The sequence below is a fragment of the Actinomyces sp. HMSC065F11 genome (assembly GCF_001813085.1).
Taxonomy (GTDB): Bacteria; Actinomycetota; Actinomycetes; order Actinomycetales; family Actinomycetaceae; genus Gleimia; species Gleimia europaea.
In genome coordinates this window covers 1-25547 of sequence record NZ_KV811470.1, presented here as the reverse complement: position 1 = coordinate 25547, position 25547 = coordinate 1, and the positions used below count along the sequence as shown (strand labels likewise).

Here is a 25547-nt window from a genome sequence, read left to right as displayed (position 1 = left end):
GGCGGCATCAAGGTGACCACTCTAGCGGTCCTCGCCCTCGCCGTCCTCGCAGAAGCGCGCGGTGACCGCGACATTGAAGCATTCGGACGCCGCATTTCCTCTTCAACTGTGCGTCTCGCGGTTGCGGTCACAATGATCGGCGCATTCCTCGTTGGCGTCGCCACGATGATCCTCCTAGCCATCACGCCATACTCGCTGGACCGCCTCCTATTTGAAGCCATAAGCGCATTCGGTACGTGCGGCCTATCTACCGGCATCACCGCGAGCCTGCCCGACGCGGGCAAACACACCCTTTCTGCGCTCATGTACCTGGGGCGAACCGGCCCCATGACCATTGCTGCGGCCCTAGCTCTGCGCGAACGCCGCCGCGTGATTCGCCAACCGCAAGAAAACCCGATTATCGGCTAGAAGCCTCTTCACGCCTTACACTTGAGTGGAACTGATATGAACTTGCGAAACTGCAAGCGCAAAGTTTTAGGGAGGAAACGTGGCTGAATCCGATTGGAAACAATCGTCCGGCACGCTCGTAATCGGCCTAGGGCGCTTCGGATCGGCTGTAGCGGCCACGCTTGGGCGGCTGAAGCGTGAGATCATGGCCGTCGAATCAGACCCGCGCAAAGTGCAGATCTTCGCAGGTCGTATTCCACTTGTGGAGGCCGACGCCACCAACATGGAGGCACTTGAGCAGCTCGGCGCACGCGAGTTCTCCTCCGCCGTGGTCGGCGTGGGCTCCTCCCTCGAGGCATCGGTGCTTATCACCGCTAACCTAGTGGACCTGGGGATCCCCTCGATCTGGGCAAAAGCAACCTCACGCGAACACGGACGCATCCTGCGCCGCATCGGCGCCCACCACGTTGTCTACCCCGAGTTTGACGCGGGCCAGCGCACCGCCCACCTAGTTGGCGGCCGCATGCTTGACTACATCGAAATGGACAAGCAGGGCTTTGCCATCATGAAAATGCGCCCGCCAAAAGAGGTGCAGGGCTTCACCCTGGAAGAATCTGACGTTCGCGCCAAGTACGGCGTCAATGTACTTGGAGTTCTGCGCCCCGGCCGCGCTTTCGAATACGCGTCCTCCGACACGCGCATTGACCGCGAAGACATCATCATCGTCTCTGGCGATGGCTCACTTTTGGAGTACTTTGCCAACCGGCCCTAGGGCTATTTCCCCGGCTAAAGCAACTACCTCGTAAATGAAAGTGGCGGTTTTCCTCGTATTCCTAAGGGAAACCGCCACTGTTCTTAATGCCTCTAAGCCAGCGCAGATAGCCGGCGCTGGCTAGTCCGCATCTTCTTTGGCTTTTGCCTTCCGGGCCTTCACGCGATCCTTTTCAAGATTCGCCGCCACGTCCTCCACGTAAATGTACTTGCCGCGGTCAAGACGCTCATATTCCTTCTGCCCTGCCGGATTTGGCCGAGGTGGAATCTCCACCGGATCGGGCTCAATACGCTTCCACGGAATCTCATTCAACAGATCGTTAATAACGTTGATGCGCGAACGCTTCTTATCTTCCGACTCAACTGTGCGCCAACGCGCCCACGGCGTATCCGTTGCTGCGAACATGGCATCTTTCGCGCGCGAGTATTCCTCCCACCTCGTAATCGACTCCACGTCAATCGGGGAAAGCTTCCAGCGTCGCATCGGATCGGATGAACGGGAGCGGAACCGCGCCTCCTGCTCATCTGCGGACACCGAGAACCAGTACTTAATCACGCGAATACCATCATCTACCAGCATGCGTTCAAACTCGGGAGCCTGACGCAAGAACCGGTGGTATTCCTCCGGCGAGCAAAAGCCCATCACGCGCTCCACGCCCGCACGGTTATACCAGGAGCGGTCAAAAATAACGATCTCACCAGCTGACGGCAGATGCTGAACGTAACGCTGGAAGTACCACTGCGTACTCTCTCGCTCAGTCGGCTTTGGGAGTGCAACCACGCGCGCGTGGCGCGGATTCAAGTACTGGGTGACACGCTTAATCGCAGAGCCCTTGCCCGCGGCGTCGCGCCCCTCAAACAGGATGATGATGCGTTCACCCTTTGCAATAACCCACTGCTGCATCTCAACAAGTTCAGCCTGGAGCCTCTTGAGCTCCTTCTCGTAAGCCTTCTTATCGAGCTTAGGCAGATTATCGTTTTGCGAAATACTATCGGTGCTTGACATGCCTCAACTCTAACGCGCGCAGCCCACGCCCTGTCCGGTTTGGCAAGATTACATAGCCCTGCCCCTTGTTTTGGTGGTTTCAATCCACAAAGTAAGAGCGGCCAGCTTTCTTGTCCGTACCCACTGCTAACCTTTTATTAGCGAAAGAAAGAAGAGGCCGTGGCGAAGAAACCTACCGAACACTTTGAGTGCAGCGAATGCGGCTGGACCACCACCAAATGGGTGGGCCAGTGCCGCGAGTGCAGCGCGTGGGGCACCTTGGAACAAACCCAAGTTTTGGAGGCTGCGCCGCAAGCTGGAGGCGCAAAGGCACTCGCCCCATCTTCTCCCGCTGCTCCGATCTCGAAGGTATCCGCCGAGGTTGCGCGCTACCGCTCCACCGGGGTTTCCGAGTTCGACAGGGTTCTTGGGGGCGGCATTGTTCCCGGTGCCGTGGTTCTACTGGCAGGCGAGCCGGGGGTTGGTAAGTCCACGCTCCTGCTTGACGTCGCCGCTCGTTCCGCTGCAGATGCGGTGGGCAGTGGGCCCGTTCTCTATATTTCTGCAGAGGAATCAGCATCTCAGATTCGCCTGCGCGCCGAACGCATCGGGGCGCTTCACGACAACCTGTTGCTGGCTGCAGAAGCAAACCTTGAGACCATCTTGGGACACGTCGACTCCACAAACCCCTGCTTGCTGATAGTGGACTCTGTGCAAACCATTTACACGCTCGATATGGAGGGCTCTGCGGGTGGCGTATCCCAAGTGCGCGCGGTTGCGGCCCGCCTCATCAGAGCCGCAAAAGAACGCAACCTGCCTGTCATCCTGGTTGGCCATGTCACCAAAGACGGCGGCATTGCCGGCCCGCGCATTCTTGAACACCTGGTGGACGTAGTCTGTCAGTTCGAAGGTGACCGCCACGCGCGACTACGCCTACTTCGCGCAGTCAAGAACCGCTACGGACCCACCGACGAAGTGGGGTGCTTTGACCTGCGTGATTCCGGAATCGTGGGCCTGCCCGACCCGTCCGGCCTATTCCTTTCCCACACCGGAATAACTACGCCCGGCACGTGCATCACCGTCACCCTGGAGGGGCGCCGCCCCATGCCAACTGAAGTGCAAGCCCTAGTTGCCCACACCAACGCGGGCAGTCCGCGGCGAACCACCTCAGGAATTGACCATTCGCGCGTAGCCATGATGCTTGCCGTGTGCCAAGCCCGCCTGGGCGTGGACACTTCCACCACCGACGTGTACGTGTCCACCGTCGGAGGGGCAAAAACCTCCGAACCGGCCGCCGACATGGCCACCGCCCTCGCCATCATGTCCGCCGCATGGAACAGGCCCATCAAAACCGAGCTTATAGCCATCGGAGAAGTGGGATTAACCGGCGAGATTCGAGCAACAGCCGGCGTGCAACGCCGTCTAACCGAAGCTGCGAGACTAGGATTTAAACAGGCCATCGTTCCCAGTACTGGAAGCGAAGACCTCAAAGCAGTTAATGGACTCACCATCTATCCGGTGACCGACTTGGCAACGGCCGCCAAAGTCGGACTCACCTCACCAGACAACACAGGGCGCAAAAGAAAAGAATTACCATGACAACCGCAGAACACGAAACCATGCGCAAAGCCCTCAAGGCACTCGCCCCTGGCACCGACCTACGCGAAGGCCTTGAACGCATCCAGCGCGGGCACACCGGTGCCCTCATCGTGCTCGGCTATAACAAAGAAGTAGAAGCCCTATGTTCCGGAGGCTTCGAACTCGATGTCGCGTTCTCCGGCCCGCGCCTGCGTGAGCTTGCAAAAATGGATGGCGCAGTCATCATCTCTTCCGACTACAAACGCATCCGCCGCGCCAATGTGCAACTAATCCCCCACGCCGCCGTATCTACCGTGGAATCTGGCATGCGTCACCGCACCGCTGAACGCACCGCGCGTCAAACTGGACTACCCGTCATCTCCCTTTCCGCCTCAATGCGGGTCATCACCGTCTACGTCGGCTCTCTCAGGCGCAGCTTAGAAGAACCCGAAGCTCTGCTCTCACGCGCCAACCTTGCCCTTGACACGCTAGATCGGTACACGCAACGTCTTCAAGAAGACCTGGCCACCCTCACCGTGCTAGAGCAACGCGAAACTGTTACCGTTCGTGACGTCGCCACCACCCTCCAACGTATGGAAATGATCAGGCGCATCCACACCGAGATTTCTGGCTACCTTGAAGAACTGGGCACAGAAGGCCGCCTCATCGAGCTGCAGCTAGATGATCTCCTACGTGGTTCCGCCTCCGAACGCGCCCTCCTAATACGCGACTACATTCGCCAACCAGACCGCATCAGCGAAGCCGAAACGGAACTGTCTAACCTCGATAGTGAAGGCATGGTTGACCTCACCCACATTGGAGCAGCAATCGGCCAGCCCGTAGTAGATGCATCCGACTTTGACCGTGTCATCTCTCCACGCGGCTACCGCTCCCTCACCATGGTTCCGCGCCTGCCCTGGAACATCATCGAACAACTTATTAAAAAGTGGGACACCCTCACCAAACTGCGTGAGGCCACTGTAGAAGAACTGCAAACCATCGAAGGCGTAGGCCCTTACCGCGCGAGCCTCATATCCAGTTCACTGAACAGACAGCACGCAGCGGCATCGCCCGAAGCCGTAGGCTGGTAGCTCACAGGCTCGCCATCTAGCGGCTACAACTACTCCTGCGGCTCCACAACCTGAACCAGCAGGTCGGCCTTAGCATCATCCAGGTAGCTCACGTGTAGCACGTACGTGCCCGCGGCGCCCGCACTGCCCGCCTCACAACTCTCATAATCGTGGCCATCCCACGACAGCGTTGTATTCCAGCTACGGTTCGGGCCAATCAAAAGCGGAAGCGACGCGTCCGGCGAGGCACACTTCAAGGTGTCAACCAACTCATAGGAACCCGAAGTTACCCGCACGCCAAGTGACTTCGCTGACCCATCTGCAAGACACGCGTCCGCGCCCCGATTCGTCACCGTAACCGCGGCATTCCACGGGCCGCCAACGGGGATAGACCGGTCATAATTTGTAATCTTGAAATCCAGATCCGCAGCGCGACACTCTGCAATGGGCTTCACCGCGTCCTGTTCCTGCACAGCCTGCAGGCTCTGCTGGCGTTGCTCCAAGCTCTTCGTAGCCGAAGCACTCAAGAAATAGATTCCCAAGCCCAAAGCCGCCAAAATTAGGAGCACTACAGCGATCAAGCGCCCCCGCGTCAGCGCCACACCTGGCCGCGCAACCCGCGCCGAGCCGGATCCCCCCTTAGAGCTACGAGTAGTGGCATGGGACTTGTTCGACTGTGCGGGCGGCTTTCTCGACACTGCAGGGCGTTGGCCAGCGGCCGCGCCACCTTTAGCGCTCCGCAGCGTTCCACTCGCGGGCCTGCGAGCCGAGGAGCTACCGCTCCTACCAGAAGAGGACTGGGACCTCAAAAATGAATTACCGGACGGAGACCTGCGCGACGTTGAGGGGCGTGAGGCTTTAGCGGACCTGCTACCACTACTTTGGGGCCAAACTTCCCAGCCGCCTCGGCCTTTGCCGTTACCATTCTTTGGAACCACTAGCTAACACCCTGCTCTACACCAGACGAACCCGCATCTTCGTCATCATCCAAATGACACCAACGCTCAACCACGAACGCCACCACCAGTAATGCTGCGGCCCCTAAAGCCGACAAAATAGCGCCCAACATTGACGTTTGCACGTACTCGGCGTGCGCGTTACGGAGCATCGCCAGCACCGCTCCAAAAAAGAATCCGATCGCGGCGGCAGACACCCACGCCGCCGAATACGCGAACATCGCCACGTTCATCGCTCCCGTGGCACTAATGCGCCGAGGCTCTCCCTTTCGAAGCGCGTGCACCCGGCGTCCAAAATAGAACAGCACCGCGGCAATGCCCAAGAAAAGAAGTCCCGTGTACGCAGTGATCATGAGCGTTGGAAGTAGCACCGCTACCGCCGCCCCCACGGCCGTGGCAGCGGCAAATAGGATGACGATGCTAGATACGCTCAGCGGCTTCACGGCGTCTCATTCTCGTCGCGTCGCTTAACTATCGGAATGGCGCCCGTAACCGTTGGACGCACGATTGTGCGACGCGACGGCCGGGCCGGCTCCTGCGACAAAGGGATGAGGCCGGAGGCGAAATCCTCAGCCAAACCTGACTCGACGCGTGGCTTTTGCGCGGAAGTGTTCTTCTGCTGATCCTCGTCCGCCCGATGTAGCTCTGCCGGGTCGTCAATTATCCTCTGCTCCGCGCTCCTGTGCCAGCGTGGCAACGCGATCTTACGGCCTATAAGGGGCCGCGCGTGCCGCGTAGTATCAGGCAAAACCTGCGGCTGTACCGTTGCGGGCGCAGACATAGGTGAGGAGGGTGTCTCCTCTTTCGACGCGGGAGCGGGATCCGATTTTGGCTGCGACTTGTCTCGTGCAGGAAGGGGCATCCAGCGCGGCTTCGCCTTAGGGGTAAACACGGCTCCGCCGGGCGCAGAGGCCGAAGCGCGGCGCCGATACACCCGTCCTACCGGCGCCGTAGCGTCCTGTTGGATCGCTTTTTCCTTCTTCCCCGAATCGGGTTCGTGAGCGGCATCTTCAACCCAGTTGGTGGCAACCTGCTCGATTTCCTGATCCGCAGTTTCACGCACCAAAATATCTGCCCGTCCGTAACGGCCAACGCGTGCGTTCGGGTCAATCTGGAGCCAAGGTAAGAGCACGAATGCGCGCTCGTGGGCGCGCGGGTGCGGAAGCGTTAGCTTCGGATCATCACTGCGCAGTGACCCGTACGTAATAATGTCGAGGTCCAGAGTTCGCGGCCCCCAGTGCTCGGTGCGAACGCGCCCAAATGCGTTCTCGATCATCTGCGTGGCATTAAGCAGATTGAGAGGAGCAAGCGTGGTACTTACCTGCACGACGGCATTGTAGTAGTCGCTTTGTGCCTCCTGACCGGGCGCCAACACGGGCGCGGAGCGGAATAGTGCAGAGGCCCCGGTGACCGAAACATCCGGCATGGCATCGAGCATCAAAATAGCCTCGGCAAGCGTTTTTGGCGCGCTCCCCACGTTCGCACCCAGAGCGATAACCGCAGTAACGGGCTCTTGCGGAGCTTTTGTTAGCCCCTCATGATCCACATACGAGTTCACGAGGACGGCGTGTAGCGGCGACAGAGGGGACGTGACCGGAGGTTTTATCGAGTTCGGCGCCGGGCGCGGATCCCCTACCTGCCAGCCCTGCATGGACTGTGCAATGGGAGTGCAAGCGGGGTTTTGCAAATCCTTTTCCAACTGCTCACTGTGATCAGCCAGCCACTGCTCGCGCTCGGCGCGAGCCATCGCCACGCTCATCATCTGCTCATGCAAAGGAGAATCCGCCGGACCGGGTTCGCGCGTCGATGTGGTTTCAAACTTCTGCGCCAGTTCATTAGCAGCGGCGCGCTTCGCCTCGTGTCTCGCGCTACGAGTACGACGCGCAGGCTTATCCTCGCCCTTTAGCGCACCTGCCGGCGCCTGAACTCGTCCGCGAGCGCTTCGCTTGCCGGGCTTCATAGCCCTCTCTTCTTGAATCGTTTGGCCACTAGCTTGCGACTGGGCCTTCGACACTGAAGATACGGACTCGAAAGAGGAGTTTCGGGCGCGCGTAATAGTCATCGAAACATCGGAAAACTCAAGATCCATCGGAGCGTGCGGCTTGTGCACCACAACTTGGACGATCTGGACCGCCTCGTACTTCAACACGACTTCGGCGACCTTCTGCGCGAGCGTCTCAATCAGGAATACGGGCGGCCCGGCAAGAACGGCGTTCACATCGGCGGCAACTTCGGAATAGTCAACCGTCTGGCTCAAATCATCACCGCGAGCCGCTCCTCGCGTATCCACATACATGATCACGTCAACGGTGAACTGCTGGCCCTCCCGGCGCTCAAACGCGTAAACACCATGACGTCCAGTAGCGGTAAGGCCCAAAATTCTTATCACATCAAGGCCGCTCTTCCTGCGATCCATAATGAGCCTCCCTTCTACCTACTGTTCTAGCTTATTTTACAGACGCGCGATTCCAATATTCGGCCGCGCGCAAAGCAGCCATATTCCCTCTGGCTTCATGAACGCGCACAGCCCAAGGGCGAAGCCGGGCGATTAATGCCGTGAGAGCAACCGTCATATCATCCACATCCGCCATGTCGTCACTACGAGTCTTTATGAAACGCTTTCGCGAATGCCCAATCAGAAGCGGAAATGGGGACTTTGCAATCATCTCATCAAGGCCAGCCAGCAGTTGCCAGTTAGCATCCATGGTTTTTGCAAACCCTAGGCCAGGATCCAACACGATCCGCTCCGGCTTCACTCCCGCGGCCAATACGACCTCAACCTGACGGTCAAGCTCGCGAAGCACTGTATCCACACTGCCATCCGTGAGGACATCCTCGTCTGGAGCTCCAGGAAGGCCGCGCCAATGCTGGATTATGCACACCGCGTCCGTCTGCGCCATCACCTGCGCCATCTGCGGATCCAAACACGCGCCGGACACGTCGTTAATTATGTGCGCACCGGCCTCGCACATCGCTTGGGCAGTTGTAGCGTGGACGGTATCTACAGACACCACCACGCCCTCATCTACCAGCGTCCGCACAACATCGGCTATACGAGCCGTTTCTTCACTCGCACTAATGCGCATCGAGTTAGGTCGGGTGGATTCTCCTCCCACATCGATGATGTCCGCGCCCTGGCTCACCAGTTCAAGGCCGCGCGACACCGCTCGATCTGTATCAAACCACTTACCGCCATCCGAGAAGGAATCCGGCGTGACGTTCACGATGCCCATCAGTAGCGTGCGGTCCTCGGGTAACGAAACGCCGTTGAATCTCGGAGCCAAGAAACTCATTACTTACGCCCCTCCATCACCAAAGTCATGATTTCCTGGCGGGTTGCGGGAGAGTTCATCACGCCCCGCAAAGCCGACGTAACGGTCCACGATCCCGGCTTACGTACACCGCGCATAGTCATGCACATGTGTTCGGCCTCGATAATCACGCAAGCTCCCTGCGGTTTTAGTTTATTTACGAGGGCGTCCGCAATCTGTGACGTCAAGCGCTCCTGCACCTGCGGGCGACGTGCGTACCCTTCCACCAGGCGAGCCAGTTTAGACAGGCCCGTCACCGTGTTGTTAGCCGGAATGTAAGCCACGTGAGCCTTGCCGTAGAACGGGAGCAGATGGTGTTCACAAACCGAGTAAAAATCGATGTCGCGAACCAGCACCATCTCTTCGTGTTCCACCTGGAAATGCGTCTCCAAATGGACCGACGGATCCTCTTCCAAACCGCCCACGATCTCTGCCCAAGCCCGGGACATACGCGCCGGCGTATCAATCAGGCCCTCGCGGGACGGGTCTTCTCCTATTGCGACCAGCAGGTCGCGCACGGCACGCTCAACACCAGCCGCGTCATAAGTCATGACTATTCGCCCGGTCTTTCCTGCGGACTCGCCTGCTGCGGAGTTTGCGGCTTGGCAGAAGAATCCGAAATCCCCACTGGGTCTCCCCACTTGGCGCCCTCAACCGCAGCGTCCGACTGGTAGTTCCAAACCGGGCGCTCCTCCTGCTTGATTACGTCCTTGAAAATCTCTTCAAGCTCGTTCTCAGTCAGTGTCTCTTCATCCAGCAGGTGCTGAGCCAGGTTGTCCAACACGTGGCGGTTGCGCGACAGGATCTGCCACGCCTCGCGAGCCGCATGATCAAGAAGTGCCCGGACCTCCTCGTCAATCACCGCAGTGATCGCATCCGAAGTCTCGTGGCTATTGCCTCCGCCCTGCGCGCCAAACGGCTCCGTGTCAGCGGTGCCGAGCTTCACAAGGCCCAAACGCTCAGACATGCCGTAGTCCGTAACCATGGCGCGGGCCGTTGCCGTGGCCTTCTCAATATCATTTGAGGCCCCCGTAGACGGGTCGCGGAACACCAGCTCTTCCGCAACGCGGCCACCCAGCGAATACACGAGGTCATCCAGCAACTGATTGCGCGTCTTCGAGTAGCGGTCTTCCGTTGGCATCACCATCGTGTAACCCAGGGCGCGCCCACGCGGCAAAATAGTCACCTTCGTAACAGGAGCCGTGTAACGAAGCGCCGCAGCACACAGGGCGTGGCCGCCCTCGTGGTAGGCCGTGACCGCCTTATCGTGCTCGTTCATCACGCGCGTGCGCTTTTGCGGGCCGGCAATCACGCGATCAATGGCCTCATCCAGAGCGCGATTATCAATCAGATCGGCATTTGAACGCGCCGTCAGCAACGCGGCCTCGTTCAACACATTCGCAAGATCTGCACCAGTGAAACCAGGCGTACGCTTCGCAATCTGATTCAAGTCCACATCCGCGGTCAACGGCTTACCCTTAGCGTGGACCTTCAAGATTTCGAAACGACCTCGCATATCTGGGGCCTCAACCGCGATCTGACGGTCAAAACGGCCCGGACGTAGCAGAGCCGGATCGAGAATATCTGGGCGGTTCGTAGCCGCAATCATGAGGACGTTCGTGCGGTCATCAAAACCGTCCATCTCCACCAGCATCTGGTTTAACGTCTGCTCGCGCTCATCGTTTCCGCCACCAATACCGGAACCACGATGACGGCCAACCGCATCAATCTCATCTACAAAAATAATTGCCGGAGCGGCCTTCTTCGCCTTATCAAACAAGTCGCGAACGCGCGACGCACCCACGCCCACGTACAGCTCCATGAACTCCGAGCCAGACATCGAGAAGAACGGCACGTTAGCCTCACCTGCAACTGCCTTCGCAAGTAGCGTCTTACCCGTACCCGGAGGGCCATACAGCAACACGCCGCGCGGCACCTTCGCACCCACCGCAGTGAACTTTTCGGGCTGGGCCAAGAACTCGCGGATCTCCTGAAGCTCCTCCACGGCCTCGTCCTCGCCCGCAACATCCGCGAACGTGACCTCCGGATTCTCGCGGTTAAACTCCTTCGCCCGCGACTGGGCAAAACCGCCCATCATCCGGCCACCCGCCGCGCGCGTAGTCAGCCAGTAGAAGCCGGCCAGCAACAGCAAGATCGGGATCATCAGTTGCAGAAGCGAACCAAAAAGACTCGGCTGCGGGTTCAGCACGTTATACCCGCTCTTCGCATTCGCGCCCTCAACCAGGCGAAGCATGCTCGGGCCCTGATCCTTCGAATATACGAAAGTGACCTGCTTGCCGTGGTTTACTTCCCGATCACCCTCAGAAGTCGGCTTATGCACGAAATCCTCAGTCAGCTTGAGCTCCACGCGCTGCGCCGGATCGTTCACCACCACGCGCTCAACCGTGTCAGAGCGCAGCAACTCCACGCCCTCATACGTCTCAATCTGCGCCGGCTGGAACAGCCTCCAAACCATCCAACCAACCAAGAAGAAGATCAGCACAGGCACCAGGGCGGCAGCCCAATTCGGCGAATTCTTCTTCTTCGACTTCGAATCCTTCTTGTGCACCGGTCGCTTCACGTAAGGACCCTTTCAAATAGCTTCGAGAAATTCTCTTAATTGTAAACGTGGGGAGCAAGAGTCCCAATGAACGGCAGATTGCGGTACTTCTCCGCATAATCCAAGCCGTAACCAATCACGAACTCATTTGGAATATCAAAGCCCACGTACTTCACATCAACTTCGACCTTAGCCGCCTCCGGCTTACGCAACATCGTTGCGATTTCCACCGACTCTGGGCCGCGCGAGGACAGATTCGACTTCAACCAAGCAAGCGTGAGGCCCGAATCAATAATGTCCTCAACAATCAACACGTGCTTGCCCGTCAAATCCGAATCCAGATCCTTCAAGATCCGCACCACACCCGAAGATTTCGTGCCCGAACCGTAGGAAGAAACAGCCATCCAATCCATTTCCAACGGCGTAGAAATAGCGCGCGAAAGATCCGCCATCACCATAATCGCACCGCGCAACACACCTACTAGAAGGATCTCCTTGCCCTCGTAATCACGATCAATTTCCGCGGCCATCTCCACCAGACGCGCGTCGATCTGCTCCTTAGTAAACAGGATCTTTTCGAGGTCAGAACCCATGTCGGATGCTTGCATTTTCATCTCCCGTGAAAAGTTAGTGATAGGTACTTCCAGTCTTGCACAAATCAGCTGGTTTTCATTATTTTTATCAGCCGGCGAACAGTGCGATCTCGCGTGCCTTCCCCGCGCTCATTTGCGCGCGGTTCACACTGTTGTTCTCGCAGTTCGCATTCGGGTTCGCGTTTGGGTTCAGGTTCGCGTTCGCGCCAAGCCTTCACTCCGCCCGGCAAATCAATCGGGGCGCCGCCCTCATAACCAACAACCAACCTATCGAGGGCACTAACATGCGCCTGCGCGAGCTGGGACGCGCCCGCACGCTCCGCCGCATCCTTCAATACCCGCGAGCGCACCGCGGGCGGCAAGCTCGCCAAATCCTCAACTACCAGGGCTTCACCCGGACTCCAGCACCTGCCTGCCCACTCTTCCAGCGCGCTCGCATCCGCATCCAGAAGCTGCGCAGACCGCGCCAGTAGCGGCACGACATCGCGTCCAAGTGCTTCACCCAGCGACGGGATCACACGACGACGTACCGCTACCCGAGGCAGCGGACCTCCATCCGCGCGAGCCCAACCGCCCTGCAGACGGTTAGACGGATCTTGAACCGGCTCCAAGCCGAGCTCGGCGCACATACCCTCCGTGTCCCACCTACGCACCCCTAGCAGCGGGCGAACCCACGTGCGCGAGGACGGCGCGTCCTCGCGCACTACCTCCCGCATCCCCGACAGCGAACGCGCCCCCGATCCTCTGCCGAGCCCCAGTAGCACGGACTCCGCCTGATCATCCATCGTGTGACCCAAAAACACTACTGCGCCCGCACCCGAGTTCTCTCGCAGTGCCCCGTAGCGCGCTTCTCGCGCCGCGGCCTCTATGCCGCCTTCACTGCCAACGCTTACAGGCACCACGCGGGCTGCGATCTTCCACTTTTCTAACAACAGGCGCGTTCGTTCCGCCTCTTCCGCAGACTCATTGCGCAACCCGTGATCTACGATCACCGCGCGCACCTCAGCGCCCATCCGACCTCCCAAATCTGCCACTGCAAACGTGAGCGCCAAGGAATCCGGACCACCCGAACAGGCAACCACCCACTCGCCCGGTGTTAAACCGTTACGCTTCACCACATCGCGAAGCGCCAACGTCACCGCCCTCGTATGCTTAGGCGGCGTAGAACCAATCAACTGAGAAACCATGAACTATAACTTCGCGAGCGCAAGGGCAAAATCGTCAATCGCCGGGCGAGTAAACACCGCACCGTCCTCCATACCGCTTGACTGCACGTGGAACGCCAACACGCGACCCCGCTTCGTCATCACAAAACCGGCCAATGACGAAACCTCATCGAGAGTACCCGTCTTCGCGTTCACCTGCGCACCCGCGAGATCCCCCTCGAATCGCTTATTCAACGTTCCCGAAAAATGGCCCACAGGTAAATCACGCACAATGTTAAACGCGGCTGGCACCCCCGCGTCCCGCAAATACAGTAAAGATTCCACTAGAGTTCGCGGGCTCACCCTGTTTTCCACGTTCAAACCCGAACAATCCACGGCGCTCAACCCGTCCGTATACACACCGGTGTTCTTCACCTGTTCCACAAGGTTGAAGGCGGCGTCCTCCAGCGTCGAGCCCGCATTTTGCGCCACACTACTTAAACGGCACAACTGTTCGGCAAGCGTATTATCCGACTCCATGAGCATCAGGCGCGTCACCTGCGCAATTGGCGCCGACTCGACCTTCGCAAGCAGCTCCCCCTGCCCGTCGTACGGTTCGCTCGAGGCCTGAAGCTCCACGTTTACGCCTGCACTGGCCAGCGCCTCCTGAAGCACCTGGGCCACATTTGCCGCCGGATCATCGTAATAGGGCTGGTATCCCGGCCCCGGCATCTCTCCGCGATCAATCGCAAACGGAGCCACATGCCCCACCCAATGTTCCAAACCATCCATCAATGCCGGCTCACGGGTTGGACCATCAAACATGTGGTCATGGAACACCAGCTTTCCCGCAGATCTTTGGCTATCTTCCAACGCTTTAGCCGTTGCCGCAGCTAAATCGGCAACACCAGCCCGGCCATTCACCTGCGGGCCGCCCGCGCCCTGCGCCAAAAGTAGATCGCCCTCACCCACAAGGTGAAGTGCGCCATCCTCATCTAAGAAAATGCGCGTGGCAAGAGTGTCAGCCGGATCTAAACTTTGCGCCGCGTTTATAGCCGTCAAAATTTTAATGGTCGAGGCCGGAGGCATCGGTATCTGCCCATTCTTATCCAGCAAGACCTCACCCGTTAACGCATCCGCAACGTATACACCCGGGATAAACTTCTGCTCCCTACCGGCCTTCTCTAGAGCCTCCCACGCGGGCGCAAGCTCGCCGGGTTCAACAAGCGGCGCATCCTCGGCCATTTGTGCGCTAACCACGCTGCCAAGTTGCACAGATTCCCCCAAAGGAGGCTCTTTACCAACAATCGGTTTGGTGTTAGTCAAGAAACCGGGCACAACATCATTAATATCGGCGTAAACATATCCACCCACGCCCGCAACGGCTAAGAAAACACTTAGAATCACGGTAAGAGTTCTTTTTAACACGTGCCCTCCAGTCACTTGACACCCTAAGTGTAAAGCGTTTTTCACGGCCCCTAGTCAGGTAATCTGGAGATCACACTTAGCGAAGGGAAGAAACGGTGGAATTCGACGTCACTATTGAGATTCCAAAGGGCAACCGTAATAAGTACGAAGTTGACCACGAAACAGGGCGCATTCGCCTTGACCGCATGCTGTTCACCTCAACGCGCTACCCCGATGACTACGGATTCATTGACGACACGCTCGGCGAAGATGGTGACCCGCTAGACGCACTAGTCATCCTTGAAGAACCCACCTTCCCCGGCTGTGTAATCCGCTGTCGGGCTCTTGGCATGTTCCGCATGCGTGACGAGGCCGGTGGCGACGACAAGGTTATCTGCATCCCATCCGGCGATCAGCGCGCCTCGTGGCGTACCGAGATTGATGACATCTCGGAATTCCACCGCCTTGAAATCCAGCACTTCTTTGAGGTCTACAAGGACCTCGAACCCGGCAAGTCCGTTGAGGGCGCACACTGGGTTGGCCGCGAAGAAGCAGAAGCGGAGATTCGCCGCTCTTACCAGCGCGCCAAGGACGCCGGCTTCTAAACCCGGCCGCGCGCAAAACAATTGGTTGGAGGTTCGCCCTTGGGGCGAACCTCCAACCAATTGTCTATAGAACCACTTAGCAAACTCTGCGCTTGCCGCGCGGTATTACTAGCGGCGTAACCTGCTAATTATGGGCGGCCACCATACGGTACAAGGTCACCGTAGCGAAGCGGATTCAACCGAACGTAGTCACCCGGAACCGTTGCCTCAACCATCATGCCTCCACCGGCGTAAATCGCTACGTGGTAAATGCCGTTAGCCGAACCACCGGGACCATAGAACACGAGGTCACCCGGCTGCAGATTATTAATAGAAACGCGCTGAGTAGCCCAGTACTGCTGCTGGGAAGTACGCGGCAACGATACACCCTGACTGGCCCAAGCCGTCATCGCAAGACCCGAACAGTCATAGCCACCGGCACCGGTACCACCCCAGAGGTAAGGCACTCCAATGCGGGCCTTCGCAAACGCCACAGCACCCGGACCACCTGAGCTAGCCTGAGCAGCCTCTGCTGCACGACGAGCCTGCTCCGCGGCTTCCGCTGCACGACGAGCCTGCTCTGCGGCCTCCGCCTGGCGCCGAGCTTCCTCAGCTGCACGCGCCTCCGCGGCACGCTTTTCCTCTTCAGACTTACGCTTAGCTTCGGCCTCTTCACGCGCGCGCTTCGCAGCTGCTTCCTCTAGAGCCTTAGTGTTGTTCTCGCTAGCCTGATCGCGCGCGGAGCTCTGATTAGCGTTCTCTGCTTGACGGGCAGACTCAGCCTGATTCACCAAGCCCTGACTGCGCTCAACGCGAGCCCTGTTAGCGGCCTCCTGGCGCGCATTTTGTGAACGCTCGATCTGCGCCTGACGCGCTTCTTCCGCCGCGATCGTCGTACCACGACGCTGCGCCAGCTGAGCGATCAAACCATCACGACGCTGCTGCACCTGCGCAACCGCCGCCTGCCTGCCATCAGCGTAAGTCTGGATCTCCTGTGAACGTTTCTCTACCTCAGCCTGTGCCTCCTGCACACGCTTCTCGGTAGCTGCCGCCTGGTCTTCCATCGCCTTCGCAACCTGGTGCATGGCAGCCACGCGCTGGAGCTTTGCATCCGTAATCTGCGACACCGTGTCAACGATCTTGCCGCGGCGCTCCATGTCGGCCAGGCCATCCTTGGTCAAGAACGGAGCCAGGCGCTGGGCATTACCAGAGCCAGAACGATAAGTAGTCTGGGTGAGGGCCGCGAGCGTTTCACGCTCGCCCTTGTACTTGTCCCACGAAGACGCCACAGCGTCTTTCGCGGCCTTCGCATCGGCCTGCGCCTGAGCCAACTGCGACTGAGCAACAGCAAGTTCTTCAGCAACCTGCTGCACCCTCACGTTAGCTTCGGCAGATTCGGCAGATACCTTTGCAAGTTCTACCTCGAGCTGCGCAACCGACAGATCGCTATAGTCATCGTCAGCGACAGCCAAACCCGGCAACGCCAACACGAGACTTGCAGATACCGTAAGCGCAATCACCGCGCCTTTACCAAAGTACTTACTCACTGAACACGATCTCCAGTTACAAAACTCATCCACGAATGCGGACCGCTAATTACTCTTACCCAAGTTACCGCAACACCGACCCTCATTTCCACAAATCGTAGCCGCAGTTACACAAACCCTCGGCGTGTCGCCTTGAATCTAAATATTTTTCGCTTTGAAAAGTTTGTTACATGACCGTTTCGAAACTTCCCAGCAGGCACCCACGTATTTTACGGAGCGAGAGTTTAAGCTCGTTGTATGGGCGATATTAATCCGAAAGCCGGTTTTGGCAAGTATCCTGTTCCCCGCGCGGGCCAGTGGAGCCCCGACGTGCTCGGTCCCGGCTTTGAAGCACAAACCCTGCAGCTTCTACCCGATGATGAGGGCGAAGTCCTCGCCACTATCGTGCGACATGACGCCGCCCGCGACCCCCACGCCCTCGAAGGCACCCCGAAAGAGCCAATATTCAAAGCACTCTACATTCACGGGTGGAACGACTACTACCACCAGCGCGAACTCGCTCGGCAAGTAGCCCTAGCAGGGGGACAGTTCTTTGGCCTTGATCTGCGAAAATACGGACGATCTTGGAGAAAGAACCAAACCTTTGGCTGGACGCAAAACCTGGCTGACTACGACGAAGACATCGCTGAAGCCCTACTAATCATGGGCGAAGACCTCCCCATAGTTTTGATGGGGCACTCCACGGGCGGCCTAACCGCGACGCTGTGGGCAGCGCACCACCCGGGGCGCCTTGCCGGCCTGTGGCTTAACTCAGCCTGGCTAGAACTCCAAACTTCCTCTATAGCACGCGTGCCGACAAAACAAGCAGTACAACTAATTGCATCGCGCGAGCCCCGCCGGGTTCTTCCCACGGGTGGCAACGACTTTTACGGTATTTCTCTACGAGGGTGGAACAAAGACGACGGAGAGATGCCAAGCGACCTGGTGCCCTACAAAGATGATCCATCCCTAGCCGGCTGGGGGCTTATTCCCGAGTGGAAGGCAACTGGACGGTCGATATACGCCGGCTGGCTTGCAGCCGTCATCACCGGTCACCAAGAAGTGGCAGGAGGGCTCGACATTGACTGTCCCGTTATGAATATTTCTTCCACGCACACTTATGAGGGTTCCGAATGGAGCTCCGACGTGCGCTACCAAGACACCGTGTTAGACGCGGACCTGATTGCCGAGCGTGGGGCACGGCTAGGGCAGAACGTCCTCATCCGCCGTTTTGGAGGCGTGCACGATCTGGCGCTTTCGATTCCTCCCGTTCGTCAGCAACTGTGGAGCGCCACTCTCCATTGGCTCCGTTCTAGCGTTTTAGGACAGGAAACTTTTGCGCAGACTGAGTCAGCCGACCTGTTCCGCCTGCGAGTGCCAAAGCCTTCGGACGTACAGCTAGCGCCAAAACAAGGCGCGGCGCGAAAGGCCTTACCCTAACGAGGATTAACCACGACGGCGGCGGCCCCGCCTGGGGCTACCTAAATTTTGGTATTCGTCTCGAATCTCGCGATTGATCTCTTCAAGAGACTCCGCAAGCGTCGGGCCAAGCGTGTCACCTAGACGCCAGTTTTGCCACCCGTCAAACCTGCTAGAACCGCTGACCATTGCTGCGGCCTCGTTCGGATCTTTTGTTGACCATCCCAGTGACGAAATAAGACCACTTGGCGCCAGTGTTGCCGTGTGCAAACCGTTTTCGCTCTGCCACACGAGCGCGGTGTCCTCTCCGAGAATGCCAGCAATCACCTCGAGGCCATCCACGTCCGGTTGAAGCTGTGGGATCTCTTGCGCAGACGGCTGCGGATCGGCTTGGCCCGCCTGCGCAGATTCAGCCTCGAACGCGGGTTCCGGCGCGGACTCTGCCTCTGCCGCCCCGTGAGCAGACTTGACTTCTGGCTCTACAGGCGCTGGCCTCGCCTCTGCTTCCGGTTCTACAGATTCGCGCGTAGCTTCTGACGGGGCAACGTCTTGCGGGGTGTCCTCTTCCCACGGGTCAAAGGACCGCGCAGCGGCCGAATGCCTACCGGTTGCTCCCTCAGCCTCTTCAACTGAATCCGTTTCATCACTCTTGCGTTCAAGTTCAAGTGACTGCGGGGTAGATCCCAGAAGTAGATTTGGGTTGTGTCCGTATAGGCGCGGCCCCACCGCCTCAACGTCAATGAACTTGCGCCCATTCGACATTTCACGCACCGAAATTTCGTGAACCTCCACGCCCGACGACGCCAGCACGTCCAATGCGGGGCGCACAGAATCACTAATTTTCCCAGCCACGAGGATCAACCGCGGGCCGGGCGCGGGAGACGGCGGCATAGCATCACGAAACTTGGTCCACCCAGCGCGAAATCCCTGCATACCCGACGGGTACTGCGCCGCAAGATCATTCCACCCCAGCGAAGCGGTGTCAGCCAGACGAGACAGGGAATCGATCATGGTCTGCGAATCCAGTTGCTCAACCACCTCGATAGACACAACCTGCCCGGACGCGTCCAAAGCTGTAAGACGCGGCTCACCCCCGTCTCGGCCCGCTCCCACCTCGCCGGCATCTTGCCAAAAAATGGGGAAGAGCGGACGGCCAACGATCTCCAACACTTGCTCGCGCACCGACGCCAGAATGTCGCTAGCTATTTCACCGGGCACACTTCGGCCGAATTGGGCGGGGATCAGGTGACCGTCATCAAATTCGAAAAGCGCCATTATCGTTCCGTCCTAGTCTGAGCTGATTCTATTGTGTCATGAACGCGGCGTGGTTTGACACCTCATTTCTTAGCTTGCAGACATCACGAGCTGGCCCCTGGACCGTTTTGGTTTTGTTTGATCAACGAGGCGAGATGCACACCGCCGCGCCCCGCCAACTGCCCCGCCTGGGTGCGGCAAGAGAATCCGTCCGCCAAATAAATCGCATCCGGGTGCTGGGCAAGGGTGGGGAGCAAGGATTGTTGGGCCACTTTTAGCGAGGTCTCATAGTGGCCCGCCTCCATTCCAAAGTTTCCAGCCAGACCGCAACATCCAGAGAGCTTGATCAGCTTGGCACCCGCGCGGTTTAACAGGGTCTCGTCCGCGTCCCATCCCATCACCGAATAGTGGTGACAGTGAGGCTGGGCCACCACCTCTTTACCCGTCAAGTTAGGCATCCAATCCGTTGAATCAGGTCCGATAGGAGCAGGCGCCGTGAGGAGTTCTGCCAGCGTATAGACAGCTGAGCTAACTGCTTCTACCTCTGCATCAATATTCAGATCCAAAGCATCATCGCGAAGTACCGCAGTGCAAGACGGCTCCACCCCAACGATCGGGATGCCGGCAAGCGCAAACGGGGTTAGCTGCTCGACAAGCGTGGTGATTTTTTCACGTGCAGTATCGAGCTGCCCAGTTGTAATCCAAGTTAAACCACAACAAAGATCCTGCGGTGGTAGCAGCGGCGTATATCCGGCTGATACCAACACGTCAATCATGTCTCGGGCACCCTCGTCATTAATGGACTGCGAGAACGAATCTGCCCACAGCACAACGTACTTCTTCCCGTTACCAGATCGAGGTACAGAGCTGGTTTTGCGCGCACAAGTATGCTTTGGAGCCCAGTTGTTAAACAAATGGCTTTGCAAATGCGGCATCTGCCTGCGCGAGTCAATGCCGGCAATTTTGAATGCGAGATTTCGCATCGGAGGAATCCTCATTGCGGTATTAGCTATCGCCGCCATTCCGGGAATAGTAGCGGTTAGCCTGGTCCACACTGGCAGGCGCCCAAGAAGATAGTGCGAGGCGGGGCGCACCTTTCCCCGATAGCGCCGGTAGTAGACCTCGGACCGGTATTTCGCCATGTCAATCCCCGCCGGGCAATCCGCCGCACACGCCTTGCAAGCAAGACACAGGTCAAGAGCGCGCGTCACGCGCGGATCATCCCACGTTGCGATGAGCTCGCCGTTGGCTAGTTCTTCGAGGACTCGCGCTCGGCCCCTCGTGGAATCAATTTCATTCTTGGTTGCATTGAACGAGGGGCACATGAACTCCCCGCCCCCACTGTTGTCGGCGCGGCATTTAGACACGCCAGTACAACGGTGCACTGCAGTTGTGAAGTCCGCGCCGTCGTGGCGGAACTGGAATCCAGTTGCCGCTGGAATCGGTTTAGCAGCGGGGCGGCGCAACCCGATCTCAAGATTGTCAGGCGCTATCTCTTTTTGTAGTTGTTCAAACACATGGTGATCCGGGTGTGAACCCGCAGGCCCTACCAGGGGCTGTGGCCGTGTTAATACTCCCGGATTCATCAGGTTCTCCGGATCAAACAGATGCTTTACAGCCGCAAAAAGTTGGAGCATCTGCGGGCTGTACATGTATTTGAGTAGTTCGGACCTCGAGCGCCCATCCCCGTGTTCGCCAGACACGGACCCTCCGTATTTGCCGAGCAGTTTCGCACTGTCGATCAAGAACTTTTTAGATTTGCCAACTCCGGCCTGCGAACCAAGCGGCATATCTAGCCGAACGTGTACGCAACCATCACCAAAATGCCCGTACAGCAGCCCGTTAATCCCGTAATTATCCATGAGGGCAGTGAAGTCCTCCAGGTAGTCACCCAGGTTTTCTGGCGGAACAGCCGCGTCCTCCCAACCGGGCCAAGCCTGCTCATTTCCGCCCACAACGTTGCCGTCGCTGTCCAGTTCAACGGGCGTGCGGCCACCAAGGCCCGCGCCGTCAGCACGAATGCGCCACAACCGGGCAGCATCCTCCCCGGGTGGATAGATTGCAACAGCACTCGAGTTTGCGCTAGTAGCCATGGCTTGGGCACACCTCATCGCATCATCGAGGTCTGCGCCGCCGATCTCGCACATGAGCCACCCCTCGCCCGCGGGAAGCTCAGGCACGGCGCCGGGGCCCTTGTGTACGCGCACAACATCAACGAGGCGCTTATCCAGTCCTTCAACAGCGAGGGGCTTATGTGCAAGGATTGCGGGCACGTCCCGCCCAGCCTCGATCATGTTCGGATACCCGATGGCCACGAGGACGGGGGCGCGCGGAATATCTACCAGCTTTACCTCTACCTCAAGCACGCACGCAAGCGTGCCCTCGGTTCCAACCAGCATGCCCGCTAGGTTGCCACCGTTTTCGGGTAGCAGGTACTCCAGGGAATAGCCGGATACTTGCCGTCCAAACCGACCCATCTCGGTGCGGATGGGAGCCAAGTTCGCCTCGATCAATTCTTGCAGGCCGGGAACAGTGGCAAGACTGCCTTGGCCTGCAGTGAAGTGGCGGCCATGCCCGTCCACAACTTCTAAAGACACAATGTTTTCGGACGTCTTACCCCACGCGGTAGCGTGCGGACCACACGCATTGTTGCCCACCATGCCGCCGATTGTGCACCGGTTTTGCGTGGACGGATCCGGCCCGAAACGTAGCCCGTATTGCCCGGCCGTTTTCTGTAGCGTTGCCTCAATGCAACCCGGCTCTACAATCGCCGTCTTCTTTTGCGGATCAACCGAGATCACGCGGTTCATATGACGCAAGAAATCGATCACGAGGCCTGGGCCAATCGCATTACCCGCGCATGACGTACCCGATCCGCGGGGCGTAATCGGCATGCCCAGGTCACGCGCAGTAGTGATGGCCAGGATAGCCTCCGCCTTATCTGCCGGGGCAAAAACTACGCTAGGAACCACACGGTAATTGCCGGCGTCCGTCGAGTACAGGGCCCGCGCCGTGGTAGTGAAATCGAGTTCGCCGCGGACGCGTCCAGACAGGTGGGAAGCAAACTCGCGCAAAACTTCGGTATCCGGCTGGTTAGGATCCGGATTATTCGGATAAAGCGTTTGAAACGACGAAGCAGGAGCGGTAGGCATACCTTCAGTGTGTCATGACTTTGCCTTCTTTTGAGGAAGTGTCCAGCCACAGAAAAGCAGCGCCCTTACGCTTTGCAACCCGGCGCCTTACACGGATAAGCCTGCTGAGCCACCACCGCCAACGCACTCAAACTAATCGAGTCGCGAAGCTCGCCCTCTCGGATCATCTCGCCCAACTGTCCTTTGGAGAACCAGCGCTGAGCCTGAACCTCACCATCGCATGCGTCTTTGGGCACGTCCTCGCCCGCCACTTCTACAAGCACAACAGCCACCTCGGACGCTAAGAAACCAGAATCTGGAAATACCATTCCCAAGAACTTGCCGGCCTCAGCGCGAATTCCTGTTTCTTCGTGTAACTCCCGCAGAGCCGTTGCAACCGGATCAGGGTCCGAAACTTCCGCCATGCCGCGAGGTAGCTCCCACAGTGCTCGCCCAACCCGGATGCGCTCTTGGTGTACTAAAAGCACGCGGCCCGTATCACGAGCGACTGGAACCGCTACGGCGCCGGCAAAAGAGGCCTCGCCCACGCTCACGCGGTAGTGCGTCTGGGGTTCTCCTGCGGGCGTGCTGCCGCTCCTACTGTCAACACGAACCGGGAAATCCGGCGCACTCCACTCCAGCTTCCATCCCTGCATTAATGCCCCTCCTCGTTACTCATTGTCAAAGTAGCAGTCATAGCAGATCCGCGAAGCCGGAAAAGTTCTGCCAAATCATCCCATGGCAAACCGGCAACAACACCCAAAATACCGGCAACCGCAACCGCAACAATCTGCGCGCCCGTAGACATATCCGTCAAGTCCGTCATCAAACCCAACGCAGAAATCACCACCGCCAACACGGACATCGACAAAACTCGCATGAGCGTCACGAACTTCCTATGCGAATGCGTATCCGGCGCGCTCACGGCCTCGCGCGCCGCGTAGGCCATGTCAAACATCGCCTGCCGTTCACCGCGTTGAATCAGGTCTCGTGCAGACTCGCGGGTTAGCGGATACAGTTGCGCGAACACTGGAGGCGCAATCACAAGCATGTGGTCAAGTATTTCTCCCTCGATCCGAATCGTCTCTGCCCGACGTGAGGAAAAAGCGCGGTCGCGCACTCGTTGCAGCCGCGAGCGGCCCGGTAGTGTGAGGCCGTAGCGCGCGGCTAAGTCCTCGTTACTAGAATCGAATGAGTTGTCGTAAAACGACAGGTACATTGCGCCGTCCTGACTGGCAATGGCGCGGTAATAGGCGCGCGACCACATGTCCATCGCCATTCGCGCCTCGTGCCACGTGGTGTCCGTGTCGAGGGCGCGCGCGGAGCGATCTCGCGTGCTTGGAGCGGGCTCGGCCTGCCCCTCATTCGCGGTCATCCACGCGAAAACATTGCCCGTCACTTCTTTGCGGAAGTTTGACGTTTGCTCTAGGACGAATCGCGCCAGAGGCCTTGGTTGTTCATCCCCCAGTTGCTGCGCAAGCGTCTGCCGGAGTGTGCCCGGCACATCCAGAGTGGCAGTGCCCGTCCCTCGATCCCAGCGGTCAACCGCCACTAGGCCGTCAACGATGGCCTGCACCCACTGATCTTGCGCGCGGCGAATTAGCGCTTCAATGCGCTCATCTTCAAGCTCATTCGCATATTTTGTAAGGCCCGCTCCGCGTACCCAATGTTCACCAATCGCGTGACACAGCCAGTCGTTTGGGGCTGTATCCGCCATTGTTGCCATGCGCGCGGACGATGCCTGTAAGAACGCCGGCTCGCGCACTTTTTGAAGTTGCAGATCAACATTGACGAGGTCACCTTGGCCAGCCTTTGTTCCCCGCATTGCAGGCACTCTCCGGTCATTGTCTTTGCCAGAGCTACTGGTAGCTTGGTCGGGTTCAGGCTGGCATTTCACTTTGAGGGGAAGCACGGTTTCGGGACCTAGCCCCAGTTCCCTCGCAATGCCCTGCGGCCCGAGCGAGAGGAAGAAGATCCCATCAAACAGCTGATTACGATCGATCGTGAGGACGTCTCCGAGCAAGATTGCGGTTCGTAAAACTGCGATTAGGCGCCGCGTGGCTTCTGCGCTGCCATGCTGGCGCCACATGCTGGCTTGACGCACCGAGTCGAAGTCCGCCACCTGGATTTGTCGGGGTTTCTCACTGGCAATGCCGCCAGCGAGCCCACCTCGAATGTCTTTTGTATCCTGCACATTTGTGTCGCTCACGTAGCAATAATGACAGGCCTAACAATCCGGCTCAAGGCAAGGCGACACATGGGGACCCGGCGTGGAGCATCTTAAAAGAACTCGAGACTGAGAATAAACATAACGGTTTGGTAACTACCTTCTAAGGACTGGTCTACGCGTGTAGATCGTGTTAGCTTTGTCACTGCAGAAGCGTTTTGACGCAGTTCAAAGGAGACCCGCGTGAAAGATAAAGCAATCGACGCCGTATACATGTGCGCCGGAGATACCGGATTTATTCTGGACAATTCCTTTGGCGGAATCCCCCAGGTTTGTTATTGGGGCCCGGCCTTAGGCACTCTCACCGCATCTGACGTCAAGGCAGCGGTTACTAGCAATCGAGAATCATTGGACGGAAACGCACCGGATGACCACGTTTCCTCCACTCTCATCCCACTTGAATCTGACGGCTGGTTGGGACGCCCCGCGCTCGCCGGCCATCGCGCCGACGGAACTAGCTGGTCCCCGCGCTTTAGATGCGCGGACGTAGAGCTCCCTGAGAATTGTCGTATTGAAGACGGGGTTGCGTTCGTCGACAACCAGCCCGTTGCGTTCTCTGCAACTTCAGACGGCTCGCAGCTCGCTCTGAAGGTTTTCGCGGAGCCGTTCTGAACTGTCCCCCGGAAGTTGGACTGATTTATTC

At 58.3% G+C, this 25547-nt stretch carries 22 protein-coding genes; 7 read left to right on the top strand and 15 right to left on the bottom strand.

The features are described 5' to 3' along the window. Together HMPREF2891_RS09840 and HMPREF2891_RS02555 are read left to right on the top strand one after the other, a co-directional pair. Positions 1 to 408 (top strand): potassium transporter TrkG (locus HMPREF2891_RS09840; RefSeq protein WP_315940654.1); only part of this gene is annotated, 408 nt, incomplete at its 5' end. A 79-nt stretch (positions 409 to 487) separates the two neighbouring features. Next, complete coding sequence (locus tag HMPREF2891_RS02555) at positions 488 to 1159, top strand: potassium channel family protein (protein WP_034507172.1); 672 nt, start codon at positions 488 to 490, stop codon at positions 1157 to 1159. Positions 1160 to 1279: 120 nt separating this feature from the next. Here the strand turns inward: HMPREF2891_RS02555 and ppk2 are convergent, their stop codons facing one another. Then, the gene (gene ppk2 / locus HMPREF2891_RS02550) at positions 1280 to 2164 is read right to left on the bottom strand and encodes a polyphosphate kinase 2 (protein WP_070663800.1); all 885 of its coding nucleotides are present in this window, start codon (positions 2162 to 2164) and stop codon (positions 1280 to 1282) included. Positions 2165 to 2323: 159 nt separating this feature from the next. On the opposite strand from ppk2, the gene radA reads away from it, so the two are divergent. Then, entirely contained in the window at positions 2324 to 3742 is a 1419-nt protein-coding gene (gene radA / locus HMPREF2891_RS02545; protein WP_070663799.1) for a DNA repair protein RadA, read from the top strand. Next, entirely contained in the window at positions 3739 to 4812 is a 1074-nt protein-coding gene (gene disA, locus HMPREF2891_RS02540) for a DNA integrity scanning diadenylate cyclase DisA (protein WP_070619484.1), read from the top strand. Before radA ends, disA begins: the two co-directional genes overlap by 4 nt. Positions 4813 to 4841: 29 nt before the next feature. Here disA and HMPREF2891_RS02535 read toward each other — a convergent pair whose 3' ends face one another. The 9 genes from HMPREF2891_RS02535 to dacB form a co-directional block, all read right to left on the bottom strand. Further along, a complete protein-coding gene (locus tag HMPREF2891_RS02535) occupies positions 4842 to 5489 on the bottom strand; it encodes a hypothetical protein (RefSeq protein ID WP_148131697.1) in 648 nt (215 codons plus the stop codon). A 239-nt stretch (positions 5490 to 5728) separates the two neighbouring features. Beyond that, on the bottom strand, positions 5729 to 6190 hold the full coding sequence (locus tag HMPREF2891_RS02525) for a DUF3180 family protein (RefSeq protein ID WP_070663796.1): 462 nt from the start codon (positions 6188 to 6190) through the stop codon (positions 5729 to 5731). Next, on the bottom strand, positions 6187 to 8163 hold the full coding sequence (gene folK, locus HMPREF2891_RS02520; protein ID WP_070618297.1) for a 2-amino-4-hydroxy-6-hydroxymethyldihydropteridine diphosphokinase: 1977 nt from the start codon (positions 8161 to 8163) through the stop codon (positions 6187 to 6189). The genes HMPREF2891_RS02525 and folK overlap by 4 nt, the downstream gene beginning before the upstream one ends. Positions 8164 to 8194: 31 nt before the next feature. Further along, positions 8195 to 9040, bottom strand: coding sequence for a dihydropteroate synthase (gene folP / locus HMPREF2891_RS02515; RefSeq protein ID WP_070618300.1), 846 nt, complete (start codon positions 9038 to 9040; stop codon positions 8195 to 8197). Beyond that, on the bottom strand, positions 9040 to 9609 hold the full coding sequence (gene folE / locus HMPREF2891_RS02510; protein WP_070618303.1) for a GTP cyclohydrolase I FolE: 570 nt from the start codon (positions 9607 to 9609) through the stop codon (positions 9040 to 9042). Before folE ends, folP begins: the two co-directional genes overlap by 1 nt. Before the next feature lie 2 nt (positions 9610 to 9611). Continuing rightward, positions 9612 to 11639: an ATP-dependent zinc metalloprotease FtsH gene (gene ftsH / locus HMPREF2891_RS02505; RefSeq protein WP_083309321.1), complete on the bottom strand. Its 2028-nt coding sequence runs from the start codon at positions 11637 to 11639 to the stop codon at positions 9612 to 9614. Between the two features lie 35 nt (positions 11640 to 11674). After that, positions 11675 to 12226 carry a hypoxanthine phosphoribosyltransferase gene (gene hpt / locus HMPREF2891_RS02500; RefSeq protein WP_070619490.1) on the bottom strand — a complete coding sequence of 184 codons (552 nt, stop codon included), beginning with the start codon at positions 12224 to 12226 and terminating at the stop codon, positions 11675 to 11677. 50 nt (positions 12227 to 12276) lie between these two features. Then, on the bottom strand, positions 12277 to 13398 hold the full coding sequence (gene tilS / locus HMPREF2891_RS02495; protein WP_070618306.1) for a tRNA lysidine(34) synthetase TilS: 1122 nt from the start codon (positions 13396 to 13398) through the stop codon (positions 12277 to 12279). A gap of 3 nt (positions 13399 to 13401) precedes the next feature. Beyond that, positions 13402 to 14763: a D-alanyl-D-alanine carboxypeptidase/D-alanyl-D-alanine endopeptidase gene (gene dacB / locus HMPREF2891_RS02490; RefSeq protein WP_148131696.1), complete on the bottom strand. Its 1362-nt coding sequence runs from the start codon at positions 14761 to 14763 to the stop codon at positions 13402 to 13404. Between the two features lie 116 nt (positions 14764 to 14879). Between dacB and HMPREF2891_RS02485 the strand changes: the two genes are divergently transcribed. Next, positions 14880 to 15368, top strand: a complete 489-nt coding sequence (locus HMPREF2891_RS02485) for an inorganic diphosphatase (protein ID WP_016444233.1) — start codon at positions 14880 to 14882, stop codon at positions 15366 to 15368. A 128-nt stretch (positions 15369 to 15496) separates the two neighbouring features. Here the strand turns inward: HMPREF2891_RS02485 and HMPREF2891_RS02480 are convergent, their stop codons facing one another. Then, complete coding sequence (locus HMPREF2891_RS02480) at positions 15497 to 16894, bottom strand: C40 family peptidase (RefSeq protein ID WP_070618312.1); 1398 nt, start codon at positions 16892 to 16894, stop codon at positions 15497 to 15499. A gap of 237 nt (positions 16895 to 17131) precedes the next feature. Between HMPREF2891_RS02480 and HMPREF2891_RS02475 the strand changes: the two genes are divergently transcribed. Then, positions 17132 to 18313 (top strand): alpha/beta hydrolase, encoded by a 1182-nt coding sequence (locus HMPREF2891_RS02475; RefSeq protein ID WP_070663794.1) that lies wholly within the window; start codon positions 17132 to 17134, stop codon positions 18311 to 18313. Positions 18314 to 18319: 6 nt separating this feature from the next. On the opposite strand, the gene HMPREF2891_RS02470 is transcribed toward HMPREF2891_RS02475, so the two are convergent. From HMPREF2891_RS02470 to HMPREF2891_RS02455, 4 genes are all read right to left on the bottom strand, one after another. Next, positions 18320 to 19567, bottom strand: a complete 1248-nt coding sequence (locus HMPREF2891_RS02470) for a hypothetical protein (protein WP_070618318.1) — start codon at positions 19565 to 19567, stop codon at positions 18320 to 18322. Between the two features lie 83 nt (positions 19568 to 19650). After that, positions 19651 to 22698, bottom strand: a complete 3048-nt coding sequence (locus tag HMPREF2891_RS02465; RefSeq protein WP_083311213.1) for an FAD-binding and (Fe-S)-binding domain-containing protein — start codon at positions 22696 to 22698, stop codon at positions 19651 to 19653. 65 nt (positions 22699 to 22763) lie between these two features. After that, complete coding sequence (locus HMPREF2891_RS02460) at positions 22764 to 23333, bottom strand: NUDIX hydrolase (RefSeq protein WP_070663793.1); 570 nt, start codon at positions 23331 to 23333, stop codon at positions 22764 to 22766. Further along, a complete protein-coding gene (locus HMPREF2891_RS02455) occupies positions 23333 to 24886 on the bottom strand; it encodes a hypothetical protein (RefSeq protein WP_070663792.1) in 1554 nt (517 codons plus the stop codon). The genes HMPREF2891_RS02460 and HMPREF2891_RS02455 overlap by 1 nt, the downstream gene beginning before the upstream one ends. 201 nt (positions 24887 to 25087) lie before the next feature. Here HMPREF2891_RS02455 and HMPREF2891_RS02450 point away from each other — a divergent pair, with 201 nt between their 5' ends. Then, the gene (locus HMPREF2891_RS02450) at positions 25088 to 25516 is read left to right on the top strand and encodes a glycoside hydrolase family 36 N-terminal domain-containing protein (RefSeq protein ID WP_070663791.1); all 429 of its coding nucleotides are present in this window, start codon (positions 25088 to 25090) and stop codon (positions 25514 to 25516) included. Positions 25517 to 25547 lie beyond the last annotated feature (31 nt).